The following is an 11,826-nucleotide window of genomic DNA, read 5'->3' as shown; positions in this document are numbered from 1 at the left end:
TCAGGGCGCGAGGATCACCGAGCGGGTGAGGTGGCGCGGGCGGTCGGGGTCCAGTCCGCGGGACGCGGCGACGGCGACCGCGAGGCGCTGGGCCCGGACCAGTTCGGCGAGCGGGTCCAGGTCGCCGGCGATCCACAACGCCCCGGTGGCGCGCACCTGTTCGGCGAGGCCGTCCGGCGCGTCGCCGAGCATCCAGGTGACCGTGCCGGTGGTGCTGACGCTGATCGGGCCGTGCCGGTACTCCATCGCCGGGTACGCCTCCGCCCAGGCCAGGGCGGCCTCGCGCATCTTCAGCGCGGCCTCGTTCGCCAGGCCGGCGGTCCAGCCGCGTCCGAGGAAGGTGAACTGCCCGCGGTCCACGAGCCCTTCGGGCAGGGGCTGGGCCAGGGCGGTCCGCGCGTCGGTGACCGCGGTGTGGGGGTGGAGGCCGAGGTGCGCGCGCAGCAGGGTGAGGGCGGTGGTGGCGAACCGGGTCTGGACGACGGACCGTTCGTCCGCGTAGGCGAGGACGGCGAGGTCGTCGGCGGCCGTCCGGACGGGGGTGTCCGGGTCGGCGGTGATCGCGGTCGTGCGGGTGCGGCCCTTCAGCCGGCCGAGCAGGTCGAGGACCTCGGTCGTGGTGCCCGAGCGGGTGAGGGCGACGACCCGGTCGTAGGGGCGGCCGTGCGGGAACTCGGAGGCGGCGAACGCGTCGGTCTCGCCCTGGCCCGCGTCCTCGCGCAGGGCGGCCGCGGCCTGCGCCATGAAGTACGAGGTGCCGCAGCCGACGAGCGCCACGCGCTCACCCGGGGCCGGCAGCGCCCGCGCGTGATCCGCCGCCTCCGAGGCGGCCCGGATCCAGCACTCGGGCTGACTGGTCAGCTCGTCCTCGACATGCGTCATGCCGCACCCTCCGCGGTGATCTCAACCCGGTGCTGATCGTTGTTGCAAGATATCTCCAGCTTTCGAGCATCATCAAGCATGCGGCAGCATCGGCTGCGTTAAGGTCGCCCGGAGATCGAGACGTGGAGGTGCGGATGTCGCGTGACGCCCGCTGGAAGGCGCTGCTGGAACTGCTCGTGGAGCGCGGCCGGCTGGACGTCGAGGACGCGGCCGGGGAGCTGGGGGTGTCGGCGGCGACGATCCGCCGTGACTTCGACGGGCTGGCCGAGCAGCAGATGCTGGTGCGCACGCGGGGCGGCGCGGTCGTGCACGGCGTGTCCTACGAGCTGCCGCTGCGCTACAAGACGGCCCGGCGCGCCTCCGAGAAGCAGCGGATCGCCAAGGCCGTCGCGCATCTGGTCGCGCCCGGGGAGGCGGTCGGGCTGACTGGCGGCACGACCACCACGGAGGTGGCCCGGGCCCTGGCCGTGCGCGGGGACCTGGCGTCCGGCTCGCCGGCGCTGACCGTGGTGACGAACGCGCTGAACATCGCCGGCGAGCTGGCCGTGCGTCCCCAGTTCAAGATCGTGCTGACCGGCGGGGTGGCGCGGGCGCAGTCGTACGAGCTGGTCGGGCCGCTCGCGGACGGGGTGCTCGGGCAGATCACCGTCGACGTGGCGGTGCTCGGCGTCGTCGCCTTCGACGTCACGCACGGTGCCGCGGCGCACGACGAGGCGGAGGCCGCGATCAACCGGCTGCTGTGCGAACGGGCCGAGCGGGTGGTCGTGGCGGCCGACTCCAGCAAGCTGGGGCAGCGGGCGTTCGCCCGGATCTGCGCGGCGCAGGCGGTGGACACACTGGTCACGGACACGGCGGCCGCCCCGGAGACGGTACGGGAATTCGAGGAGGCCGGGCTGCGGGTGCTCACGGTGTGACCGCGGGTCCCGGCGGGCCGTTCGACGTGCTCACGGAGTGAGCAGGCCCCGGCGGGTCGTCCGCGGGTGCCCACGTGCGACCGCGGGTCCCGGCGGGCCGTTCGCGGGCCCCACGGAAGGACCGCGCCCCCGGCAGGCCGACACCGGCCCCCACCGAGTGACCACGACCCCGACAGGCCGACCGCCGGCCCCCACCGAGTGACCACGACCCCGACAGGCCGACCCCACCGAGTGACCACGACCCCGGTGGCCGTCCCCCGGTCCCCACGGCGCGACGGCGGCGCCGGGCCGGCCGTCCTACGCTGGGGCTGAGGCGCGTACCTGGGCAGGGAGGCTGTCATGGGCGGAACGGCACAGGACCGGGGCGGGCCGGGCGGGCGGCGGTACGTGCCGATCGCGGAGCACGGGCTGATCGGCGATCTGCGCAGCGTGGCCCTGGTGGGGACCGACGGCACGATCGACTGGTACTGCTGCCCCTCCTTCGACGCGCCGAGCGTCTTCGCCGCGATCCTGGACGCCGAGCGCGGCGGCTGCTTCGAGCTGGCGGCGGCCGTGCCGGCCCGGACCAAGCAGTTCTACTTCCCCGACACGAACGTGCTGATCACCCGGTTCTTCACCGAGGACGGCGTCGGCGAGGTGCAGGACTTCATGCCGGTCGGCGGCGGGTCGGCCGAGGCCGAGCGGCACCGGCTGATCCGGCGGGTGGTGTGCGTGCGCGGCTCGATCCCGTTCCGTACGCGTGTGGCGCCGCGGTTCGACTACGGCACCCGGCCGCACACCGTACGGCTGACCGGCGAGGCGGCGGTCTTCGAGGCCGGGCGGCTGTCGCTCGCGCTGACCGCGACCGTGCCGCTGGAGGCCGACGGGCCGGACGTGCGCGGGGACTTCAAGCTCTCCGAGGGCGAGTCGGCGGTGTTCGCGCTGGACAAGGTCGGCGGCGACGTGACGCCCCGCCGGTGCGCGCACACGGAGGCCGAGGAGCGGTTCACCGCGACCGTGGACTACTGGCGGCGCTGGCTGTCGGCGTCCCGGTACAAGGGCCGCTGGCGGGAGATGGTGCACCGCTCGGCGCTGACGCTGAAGCTGCTCACCTACGCGCCGACCGGGGCGATCGTCGCCGCGCCCACGACGAGCCTGCCGGAGCGGCTCGGCGGCGAACGCAACTGGGACTACCGCTACGTGTGGGTGCGGGACGCGGCCTTCTGCGTCTACGCCCTGCTCAGGCTGGGCTTCACCGGGGAGGCCGAGGCGTTCATGCGGTTCGTGTCCCGGCACATCAGCCCCGGGGACGGCACGCACTCCGGTCCGCTGCAGATCATGTACGGCATCGACGGGCGCACCGCACTGCCCGAGCGGGAGCTGGACCACCTGGAGGGCCACCACGGCTCGGCGCCGGTCCGGGTCGGCAACGCGGCGGCCGACCAGCTGCAGCTCGACATCTACGGCGCGCTGATCGACTCGATCTACCTCTACGACAAGTGGGCCCAGCCCGTCTCCAGCGACCAGTGGGACGACGTGTGCGCACTGGTGCACTGGGTGTGCACGCACTGGGACCAGCCCGACGAGGGCATCTGGGAGACCCGGGGTGGCCGCAAGAACTTCCTGTACTCGCGGCTGATGTGCTGGGTGGCGATCGAGCGGGCGATCCGGATGGCCAACCGGCGCGGCCTGCCCGCCGACCTGCCCCGCTGGCGGGAGTGCCGCGACACGATCTACCGGCGGATCATGAGCCGGGGCTGGTCCGAGCGGCGCCGGGCGTTCGTGCAGCACGAGGACGGTGACGTGCTGGACGCGGCCGTGCTGATGATGCCGCTGACGAAGTTCATCGCCGACCGACCCGAAGTGGCTGTCGACGCTGGACGCCCTGACCGAGGAGCTGGTGTCCGACTCGCTCGTCTACCGCTACGACCCGCGCTCCAGCCCCGACGGACTGCGCGGCGACGAGGGGACGTTCTCCATCTGCTCCTTCTGGTACGTCGAGGCGTCGGTGCACGCCGGCCGGATCGACGAGGCGCGCCTCGCCTTCGAGAAGATGCTGACCTACGCCAACCATCTCGGCCTGTACGCCGAGGAGATCAGCCACACCGGGGAGCAGCAGGGCAACTTCCCGCAGGCCTTCACGCACCTCGCGCTCATCAGCGCGGCCTTCAACCTGGACCTGGCCCTCGGGTGACACTCAGTGTCCGTGACCGTCGTCCGTGTGCCCCTCGGGGGTACCGGGGCCTCCGGCTGCGGCTCCCCCGGCCCGGACGGTGAACGCCGCCGTGTGGACCTCGCCGTCGTGCTGGAAGTCGAGGAACAGGCGGTAGGAGCCGGCGCTGGGTGCCGTGGCCGTGAACGAGATGTCCGGGCCGGGCCGGGTCTTTCCGTCGCCGGGTTCGCCGTTCGGATGGACGTGCAGGTACGCGAGGTCTCCGGAGCGCAGGGCGACCAGGTGGCCGTAGGCACCGAGGTAGGGCTGGAGGTCGGTGACGGGCTTGCCGTCGCGGGAGACCTTCAGTTTCAGTTCGCTCGCCTTGCCGGGGCGCAGGGCGCCGGCCAGCTCGACCTCGTAGCCGTTGGTCCCGGCGGTGGTGCTCGGTGCGGGCAGTTCCTGCGGCCGGTACGGGCCGGAGGCGGCGAGGTCCGCGCCGAGGGTGAGGTTCTTCGCGTCCTTCTTCGCCGGGGTGAAGTCGGCGAAGACGCGGTAGCCACCCGCGCGGGGCAGGTCGACGGGGGTGCTCCAGGTGCCGTCGGCGGCACGGGTGGGGTGCAGGTGACGGTAGGTGGTCAGGTCGCGTGAGGCGACGATGAGGTGGAGTTCCTTGTCGTGTTCGCGCTGGTAGGCGGTGACCGCGCGGCCGCCGCTGTCCCGGACGGTGAAGCGCAGGTCGGCTCGCTGCCCGGCGGTGACGCTCGGGGTCTTCAGGTCGAGGGTGTAGCCGTCCTCGGAGATCTGCAGCCCGCCGGCCGGGGGCGCGTCGTGCCCCGCGTGCCCGTCGCCTCGTGCGGACGGGGACGAGGGCCGGGCGTGCTCGCCCTCGTGCTTCGGCGGATCGTCGGCGATCACGGGGCCGACGCCCTGGCCGACGCCGTAGGCCGTGCCGAACGTGGCGGCAAGGGCGGCGGCGAAGGTGGTGATCTTCAGTCCGGTGTTCATGGCCTTCGGCTCCTTCGGGTACCGGGCCTCCCGCTCGGATGCGGGGCCTTCACGCTGTTCACCATACCCCTAGGGGGTACCAAGTCAAGTCGTTCTCACGCTTGCATCCTATACCCCTCGGGGGTATACATGAAGCCGGTGCGGGAATACCCCCGTCCCGTATCCACCGATCCCCAGGGAGGCTCCGATGCCCGCCACCACCTACGCCGTCTCCGGCATGTCCTGCGGCCACTGCAAGGCCACGCTCACCAAGGTCATCGGCGAGCTGGACGGCGTCAGCGGCGTCGAGGTCGATCTCGGCACCGGCCACGTGACCGTCACCAGCGCCGCCGAGCCCGACGACGCCGCGATCGCGGAGGTCGTCGACGAGGCCGGCTACGAACTCACCGGGAGGGCCTGAGCCATGAGTACGGGCACGACGACCGGCACCGAGGTGGAACTCGCCATCGGCGGCATGACCTGCGCCTCCTGCGCGGCACGCATAGAGAAGAAGCTCAACCGCATGGAGGGGGTGAGCGCCACCGTCAACTACGCCACCGAGAAGGCGAAGGTCAGCTACTCCGGTGCCGTGTCCGTCGGCGATCTGATCGCCACGGTCGAGGCGACCGGGTACACCGCGCAGGAACCCGCGCCCGAGGAACGGCCCGGCGAACCGGCCGCCGGGCCCGACGAACTCCGGCCCCTGCGCGAGCGGTTGGTCACGGCCGTGGTCCTGGCGGTGCCCGTCGTGGCCATGGCCATGATTCCGGCCCTGCAGTTCGAGTACTGGCAGTGGCTGTCGCTCACGCTGGCCGCGCCCGTCGTGACGTACGCGGCGTGGCCCTTCCACAAGGCGGCCTTCGTCAACGCCCGGCACGGCGCGGCCACCATGGACACACTGATCTCGGTCGGCACGTCGGCCGCGTTCCTGTGGTCGCTGTGGGCCTTGTTCTTCGGCACCGCGGGCACACCGGGCATGACGCACCCCTTCGAACTGACCGTCGAGCGCACGGACGGCGCCGGGAACATCTATCTGGAGGCCGCCGCGGGCGTGACCGCCTTCCTCTTGGCCGGGCGGTACTTCGAGGCCCGCGCGAAGCGCAAGGCGGGCGCGGCGCTGCGGGCGCTGCTGGAGCTGGGCGCGAAGGACGTCACCGTCCTGCGGGACGACGGCCGTGAACAGACCGTCGCGGTACACGAGTTGCGGGTCGGCGACCGGTTCCTGGTCCGGCCCGGGGAGAAGATCGCCACCGACGGGACGGTGGTCGAGGGGTCCTCGGCCGTGGACGCGTCCATGCTCACCGGCGAGTCCGTGCCGGTGGAGGTGGGCACCGGGGACCCGGTCACGGGCGCCACGATCAACGTCGGCGGCCGGCTCGTCGTGCGCGCGACGCGCGTCGGGGCCGACACCCAACTGGCCCGGATGGCCCGGCTGGTGGAGGACGCGCAGAACGGCAAGGCCGCCGCGCAGCGCCTCGCGGACCGGATCTCGGCCGTGTTCGTGCCGGTCGTGATCGCCCTGGCGCTGGGCACGCTGGGCTTCTGGCTCGGCAACGGTGCCGGGCTCACGGCCGCCTTCACCGCCGCAGTCGCCGTCCTCGTCATCGCCTGTCCGTGCGCCCTGGGCCTGGCCACCCCGACCGCGCTGATGGTCGGCACCGGGCGGGGCGCCCAGCTCGGCATCCTGATCAAGGGCCCGGAGGTGCTGGAGTCCACCCGCCGCGTCGACACCGTCGTCCTCGACAAGACCGGCACCGTCACCACCGGCCGGATGACCCTGCTGGCCGTGCACACCGCCGACGGCACCGACGAGGCCGAGGTGCTGCGGCTGGCCGGGGCGCTGGAGCACTCCTCCGAGCACCCGATCGCCCGGGCCGTCGCCGACGGGGCGCTGCAGAAGCTGGGCACCCTGCCCGTGCCCGAGGACTTCGCGAACGTCCCCGGGCTGGGCGTCCAGGGCGTGGTCGAGGGCCACGCGGTGCTGGTCGGGCGGGAGCGGCTGCTGGCCGAGTGGGCGATGGAGCTGCCCGAAGGACTGGCGCGGGCCCGGGCGGCGGCCGAGGACGCCGGGCGCACCGCCGTCGCGGTCGCCTGGGACGGCGAGGCGCGGGCGGTGCTGGAGGTCGCCGACGCGGTGAAGGAGACGAGTGCGGAGGCCGTGCGGCGGCTGCGCGCGCTGGGGCTCACGCCCCTGCTGCTGACCGGCGACAACAGGGCCGTCGCCGAGTCGGTCGCCCGCGAGGTGGGCATCGACGAGGTCATCGCCGAGGTGCTTCCGCAGGACAAGGTCGAGGTCGTCAGGCGGCTGCAGGCCGAGGGCCGTTCGGTGGCCATGGTCGGTGACGGCGTCAACGACGCGGCGGCCCTCGCCCAGGCCGATCTCGGGCTCGCCCTGGGCACCGGCACGGACGCCGCGATCGAGGCCGGCGACCTGACCCTCGTCCGGGGCGACCTGCGGGCCGCCGCGGACGCCATCCGGCTCGCCCGCCGCACCCTCGGCACCATCCGCTCGAACCTGTTCTGGGCCTTCGCCTACAACGTGGCCGCCCTGCCCCTGGCCGCGGCCGGCCTGCTCACCCCGATGATCGCCGGGGCGGCGATGGCCTTCTCCTCGGTCTTCGTGGTCGGCAACTCCCTGCGGCTGCGCACCTTCCGCGCCGCGAACTGACGCCGGTCAACGGCGGTGCCACACCAGCGTGTAGCGCCAGAACAGACGGCGGCGCAGGCGCGCGCCGGGCAGGACGGCGCGCGCCCCGCGGGCGATCTCGGGGAAGGTCATGTCCGCCGGCCGGGTGGGAGCGGACAGCGCGACGGGGCGCGGTGCCCGGCGGCCCCGGTTCCGCAGCAGCGCCATCACGATGTCGAGCGGCACCGACGCGAGACCCAGCAGGTGGTCGACCGGCGTCCGCGCCCGGTGCAGACCGACGACCACCAGGGTGCCGCCGGGGGCCAGGCGGTCCCGGAAGGCCTCCAGGGCTTCGGTGAACGGCAGATGGTGGAGCGCGGCGACGCAGGTGATGACGTCGAAGGACCGGTCGGGAAGCCCGGCCGACGCGTCCGCCACCGTGTACGTCACCGGGACCGCCGCGCAGGTCAGCTCCCGGGCCCGGGCCGTGATCGCCGGGTCGGCGTCGATCCCGTGTACGCGCCCGGCCCGGGCGGCCAGCAGCCGGACGAGGTCGCCGCTGCCGCACCCCACGTCCAGGGCGCTGTCCACCCGCGCGGGGAGGTGCCGCAGGATCCAGGGGTGGAAGCGGGCGTTGTGGTCCCAGGGGCCGGCTGCGTGGAACCGGTCGAGGGCGCGCAGGACCCGGTGGGGCGGGAAGGTCATGCCCCCGGTTCGGCACAGGGGCGCGCTCGGCCACCGTGCCGGTCCAGCACGGAGCGGTGGATCTCGCCCGCGCGGATCGCCGTCGTCGACAGCAGGGTCGAGGTCAGGCCGTGGGTGTGTTCCGTGCCGCCCTGGAGATAGATGCCGGCCGTCACGTCCGGGGCGGTCTCGGCGCGGTGGTCGCGTCGGACGCGGATGGCGTCCTCGTCGTCGCGCAGGCAGACCTTCGCCGCCTCACCGAGCAGCGTGGTGAGGTCCCGGGGGCGGTAGCCGGTCGCGTGCACGAGCACGTCGGCCTCCAGCACCCGCTGCTCCCCGGTCGGCAGGAACTCCACCACGACGTCCAGGGAGCCGTCGTCACGCGTGCGGACGTCCCGGATGCGGGAGACGTTGAGGAACCTCAGCCGCTCCCGGCCGGCGACCTTCTCCTGGTAGGAGGTCGCGTACAGGGCCTCGATGAGGTCCATGTCGACGACGGAGTAGTTGGTGGAGCGGTGGTAGTCGAAGAGGGACTGTTTGACCTCGGAAGGTGCGCCGAAGTACACGTCCACCGCCTCCGGGTCGAAGATGCGGTTGGCGAACGGGCTGTCGTCGGCCGGGGTGTAGCCGTACTTGGCGAAGACCGAGCAGACCTCGGCCTCGGGGAAGGAGCGGTGCAGGTAGTCGACCGTCTCGGCGGCGCTCTGGCCCGCGCCCAGGACGACGGCGCGGCGCACCGGAGGGCGGCGGCCCCGCAGTTCGGCGACCCGCGGCATTAACTGGCTGTTGTGCCAGACCCGTTCGGACAGCTCGACCCCGGGCGGCACGTGCGGCTCCAGGCCGACGGCGACGCTGAGGTCGCCGGCGCGGTACGTCACCCCGGAGTGGCAGCAGACCACGTCGAAGCCGGTCACGGTGCCCGACGCGTCGCGCACCGGGTCGACGGCGGTCACCTCGCGGTCGTAGGCCACCAGGTGCCGCACCCGGGCGGCGGCCCACTCGAAGTACTCGTGGAACTCCACCCGCAGCGGGAAGAGCGTCTTCTGGTTCAGGAAGTCGATGAGCCGGCCGCGCTCGCGCAGGAAGCACAGGAAGCTGTAGTCGCTGGCCGGATCGCGCAGGGTGACGAGGTCCTTGAGGAACGACACCTGCATCGTGGCGTCGTCGATGAGCATGCCCCGGTGCCAGCCGAAGCCCGGTTGGCGTTCCAGGAAGAGGGCGTTGAGCCGGCGCTCCGGCGGGACTCCCGCGTTGTGTTCCTCGATCGCTATGGCCAGAGCGAGATTTGACGGCCCGAAGCCTATTCCGAGGACGTCGTAGGTGGTGTCCGTGGTGTCCGATCCCGTGAGCGGTGAGTTCACCGTGGCATCGCCTCCCTCAGGCAGCCACATGTTAGATAAGGTTAGCCTTACCTTGCAATGGAGCCGCCGGAGAGGGAGAACCGCATGCGCGTCGCCATGTTCGGCTATCAGACCTGGGGTCACCGCACGCTCCAGGCCCTGCTGGACTCCGACCACGAGGTCACCCTCGTCGTCACCCACCCCAAGAGCGACCACGCCTACGAGAAGATCTGGGACAACTCCGTCGCCGAACTCGCCGCGAAGCACGACGTCCCCGTCCTCCTGCGCAACCGGCCCGACGACCCCGAACTCCTCGACGCGCTGCGGGCGGCCCGCCCGGACCTCATCGTGGCCAACAACTGGCGCACCTGGCTGCCCCCGGAGGTCTTCGACCTCCCCCCGCACGGCACCCTGAACATCCACGACTCGCTGCTGCCGTCCTACGCCGGCTTCTCACCGATCATCTGGGCACTCCTCAACGGCGAGGAGCGCGTGGGTGTGACCGCGCACCGCATGAACGGCGAACTCGACGCCGGTGACATCCTGGTGCAGCGCGCGGTGCCCGTCGGGCCGCAGGACACCGCGACCGACCTGTTCCACCGCACCGTCGACCTCATCGCCCCGATCGTGCGCGAGTCGCTCGGCCTGATCGCCTCCGGGCGGGACGCCGGGCGGTGGCTGCCCCAGGACCGCGCCCGGGCGAGCTTCTTCCACAAGCGCTCCGAGGAGGACAGCCGCATCGACTGGACCTGGCCCGCCGAACGGCTGGAACGGCTGGTGCGCGCCCAGTCGGACCCCTATCCGAACGCCTACACCTTCCACCGCGGGCAGCGGCTGCGGATCACCTCGGCCGCCGTGTCCGAGGGCCGCTACGGCGGCACCCCCGGGCGGATCTTCATCCGTGAGGGCGACGGCGTGGTCATCGTGGCCGGTCCCGAGGCACACACCGGCCGCTGCCCCGGGCTCGTCGTCCGGCGGCTGCGCACGCAGGACGGCACGGAGCACGCGGCGAGCGACTACTTCCGCACCATGGGAGGTTATCTGACGGCGCGTCCATAACTGACGCTCCATCACGTGGGCGTGGGGGAACGGCGATTGACCGGAGACCGTTGCTGAGGTAAGGCTTACCTTGCTTTACTGACGGCCGTATGACTCCTGCCTGTACCCGGCGACAAGGGACGCACATGCCGAGAAAGTTCCTCACCACCCTTCTCACCGTCACCCTGGCCGCCGGGTTGGCAGCCTGCGGTTCCGTCGAGGACGACTCCGCCCCGTCCTCCGGCGACGCGAAGGCGGACGCCTCGTCCGCCTTCCCCGTCACCGTCAAGCACAAGTTCGGCAGCACGAGGATCGCCAAGGAGCCCGAGCGGATCGTGGTGGTCGGCGACGGCGGCACCGACGACGTCGACGCCCTGTACGCCCTGGGGGTCACGCCGATCGCCGTCTCCAAGGACGCCTTCGCCGCCGACGGGGTCCACCCCTGGCTGAAGGACCGGGTCGACACCAAGAAGACCAAGCTGCTGAACACCATGAACGGGGTGGACTTCGAGGAGGTCGCGGCGCTCCGGCCCGATCTGATCCTCGCCACCTCCGACTTCACCCTGGACAAGAACTACGAGAAGCTCTCCGCGGTGGCGCCGACCATCGGCTACGAGACGGCGTGGGGCAAGCAGACCTGGCAGGAACACGTCCGGGTGGTGGCGAAGGCCGTCGGCAGACAGGAGCAGGCGGACAAGGCCGTCGAGGAGACCGAGGACAGCATCGCCGAGGTCAAGGCGGAGCACCCCGGGCTGGCGGGCAGGACCTACAGCCTGTCCATCGGGAACACCCCGGCCAAGATCTACACCATCGCCTCGGAGGACGACTTCGCGGCGAAGCTGATGAGCGAGGTGGGGCTGAGCCTCACCCCGTCGGTGAAGAACATCAAGACGGTCAGCGGCAGCCCCACCGGCGAACTGTCCTTCGAGCAGCTCGACAAGCTCGACGCGGACCTGGTCGTCATCGCCTTCACCACACCGGAGCTGAGGAAGGCCTTCGAGTCCAGCGCACTGGTGAAGAACATGTCCGCGGTGAAGAAGGACCGCTACGTCGTGACCGACGTGGCGACCATCAGCCAGCTGCGCAGCCCGTCCGTGCTGGGCATCCCGTGGGCGCTGGACAACCTGGAGCCCGGCTTCGCCAAGGTGGACGAGTAGTCCGGGCGGTGTCCCGAGGGGCCTCGACCTTGCCGGGGTCGCGGGCGTACGTGTACGCGCTCCTGGC

9 protein-coding genes and 1 pseudogene are annotated in these 11,826 nt (G+C 72.2%); 6 read left to right on the top strand and 4 right to left on the bottom strand.

Annotated features, from left to right (window positions below):
• Positions 1–882 carry an SIS domain-containing protein gene (locus ABTZ58_RS24745; RefSeq protein ID WP_351360606.1) on the bottom strand — a complete coding sequence of 294 codons (882 nt, stop codon included), beginning with the start codon at positions 880–882 and terminating at the stop codon, positions 1–3.
• A 134-nt stretch (positions 883–1,016) separates the two neighbouring features.
• Between ABTZ58_RS24745 and ABTZ58_RS24740 the strand changes: the two genes are divergently transcribed.
• Both ABTZ58_RS24740 and ABTZ58_RS24735 read left to right on the top strand, forming a co-directional pair.
• Complete coding sequence (locus tag ABTZ58_RS24740) at positions 1,017–1,796, top strand: DeoR/GlpR family DNA-binding transcription regulator (RefSeq protein ID WP_351360603.1); 780 nt, start codon at positions 1,017–1,019, stop codon at positions 1,794–1,796.
• 339 nt (positions 1,797–2,135) lie between these two features.
• A pseudogene (locus ABTZ58_RS24735) lies at positions 2,136–3,969 on the top strand (glycoside hydrolase family 15 protein).
• Positions 3,970–3,972: 3 nt separating this feature from the next.
• Here ABTZ58_RS24735 and ABTZ58_RS24730 read toward each other — a convergent pair.
• A complete protein-coding gene (locus ABTZ58_RS24730) occupies positions 3,973–4,935 on the bottom strand; it encodes a DUF8832 domain-containing protein (RefSeq protein ID WP_351360600.1) in 963 nt (320 codons plus the stop codon).
• A 187-nt stretch (positions 4,936–5,122) separates the two neighbouring features.
• Here ABTZ58_RS24730 and ABTZ58_RS24725 point away from each other — a divergent pair, with 187 nt between their 5' ends.
• Entirely contained in the window at positions 5,123–5,335 is a 213-nt protein-coding gene (locus tag ABTZ58_RS24725) for a heavy-metal-associated domain-containing protein (RefSeq protein ID WP_351360597.1), read from the top strand.
• A 3-nt stretch (positions 5,336–5,338) separates the two neighbouring features.
• Entirely contained in the window at positions 5,339–7,582 is a 2,244-nt protein-coding gene (locus ABTZ58_RS24720; RefSeq protein WP_351360594.1) for a heavy metal translocating P-type ATPase, read from the top strand.
• Positions 7,583–7,588: 6 nt separating this feature from the next.
• Here ABTZ58_RS24720 and ABTZ58_RS24715 read toward each other — a convergent pair whose 3' ends face one another.
• Both ABTZ58_RS24715 and ABTZ58_RS24710 read right to left on the bottom strand, forming a co-directional pair.
• Positions 7,589–8,245: a class I SAM-dependent methyltransferase gene (locus tag ABTZ58_RS24715; protein WP_351360591.1), complete on the bottom strand. Its 657-nt coding sequence runs from the start codon at positions 8,243–8,245 to the stop codon at positions 7,589–7,591.
• Positions 8,242–9,585, bottom strand: coding sequence for a lysine N(6)-hydroxylase/L-ornithine N(5)-oxygenase family protein (locus tag ABTZ58_RS24710; protein WP_351360588.1), 1,344 nt, complete (start codon positions 9,583–9,585; stop codon positions 8,242–8,244). The genes ABTZ58_RS24715 and ABTZ58_RS24710 overlap by 4 nt, the downstream gene beginning before the upstream one ends.
• 84 nt (positions 9,586–9,669) lie before the next feature.
• Between ABTZ58_RS24710 and ABTZ58_RS24705 the strand changes: the two genes are divergently transcribed.
• Together ABTZ58_RS24705 and ABTZ58_RS24700 are read left to right on the top strand one after the other, a co-directional pair.
• Entirely contained in the window at positions 9,670–10,623 is a 954-nt protein-coding gene (locus tag ABTZ58_RS24705; RefSeq protein WP_351360585.1) for a methionyl-tRNA formyltransferase, read from the top strand.
• Between the two features lie 125 nt (positions 10,624–10,748).
• The gene (locus tag ABTZ58_RS24700) at positions 10,749–11,759 is read left to right on the top strand and encodes an iron-siderophore ABC transporter substrate-binding protein (RefSeq protein WP_351360582.1); all 1,011 of its coding nucleotides are present in this window, start codon (positions 10,749–10,751) and stop codon (positions 11,757–11,759) included.
• The last annotated feature ends 67 nt before the right edge of the window (positions 11,760–11,826 follow it).

Source organism: Streptomyces sp. NPDC094143 (assembly GCF_040303825.1).
GTDB lineage: Bacteria > Actinomycetota > Actinomycetes > Streptomycetales > Streptomycetaceae > Streptomyces.
The sequence above is the reverse complement of the archived record's forward strand: the minus strand, read 5'-3'. Positions and strand labels throughout refer to the sequence as shown.

Bases quoted from the DNA above. Each gene is read 5' to 3' on its own strand.
- ABTZ58_RS24720 (WP_351360594.1), top strand. From the start codon at position 5,339: ATGAGTACGGGCACGACGACCGGCACCGAGGTGGAACTCGCCATCGGC.
- ABTZ58_RS24730 (WP_351360600.1), bottom strand. From the start codon at position 4,935: ATGAACACCGGACTGAAGATCACCACCTTCGCCGCCGCCCTTGCCGCC.
- ABTZ58_RS24705 (WP_351360585.1), top strand. From the start codon at position 9,670: ATGCGCGTCGCCATGTTCGGCTATCAGACCTGGGGTCACCGCACGCTC.
- ABTZ58_RS24740 (WP_351360603.1), top strand. From the start codon at position 1,017: ATGTCGCGTGACGCCCGCTGGAAGGCGCTGCTGGAACTGCTCGTGGAG.
- ABTZ58_RS24725 (WP_351360597.1), top strand. From the start codon at position 5,123: ATGCCCGCCACCACCTACGCCGTCTCCGGCATGTCCTGCGGCCACTGC.
- ABTZ58_RS24745 (WP_351360606.1), bottom strand. From the start codon at position 882: ATGACGCATGTCGAGGACGAGCTGACCAGTCAGCCCGAGTGCTGGATC.
- ABTZ58_RS24715 (WP_351360591.1), bottom strand. From the start codon at position 8,245: ATGACCTTCCCGCCCCACCGGGTCCTGCGCGCCCTCGACCGGTTCCAC.
- ABTZ58_RS24700 (WP_351360582.1), top strand. From the start codon at position 10,749: ATGCCGAGAAAGTTCCTCACCACCCTTCTCACCGTCACCCTGGCCGCC.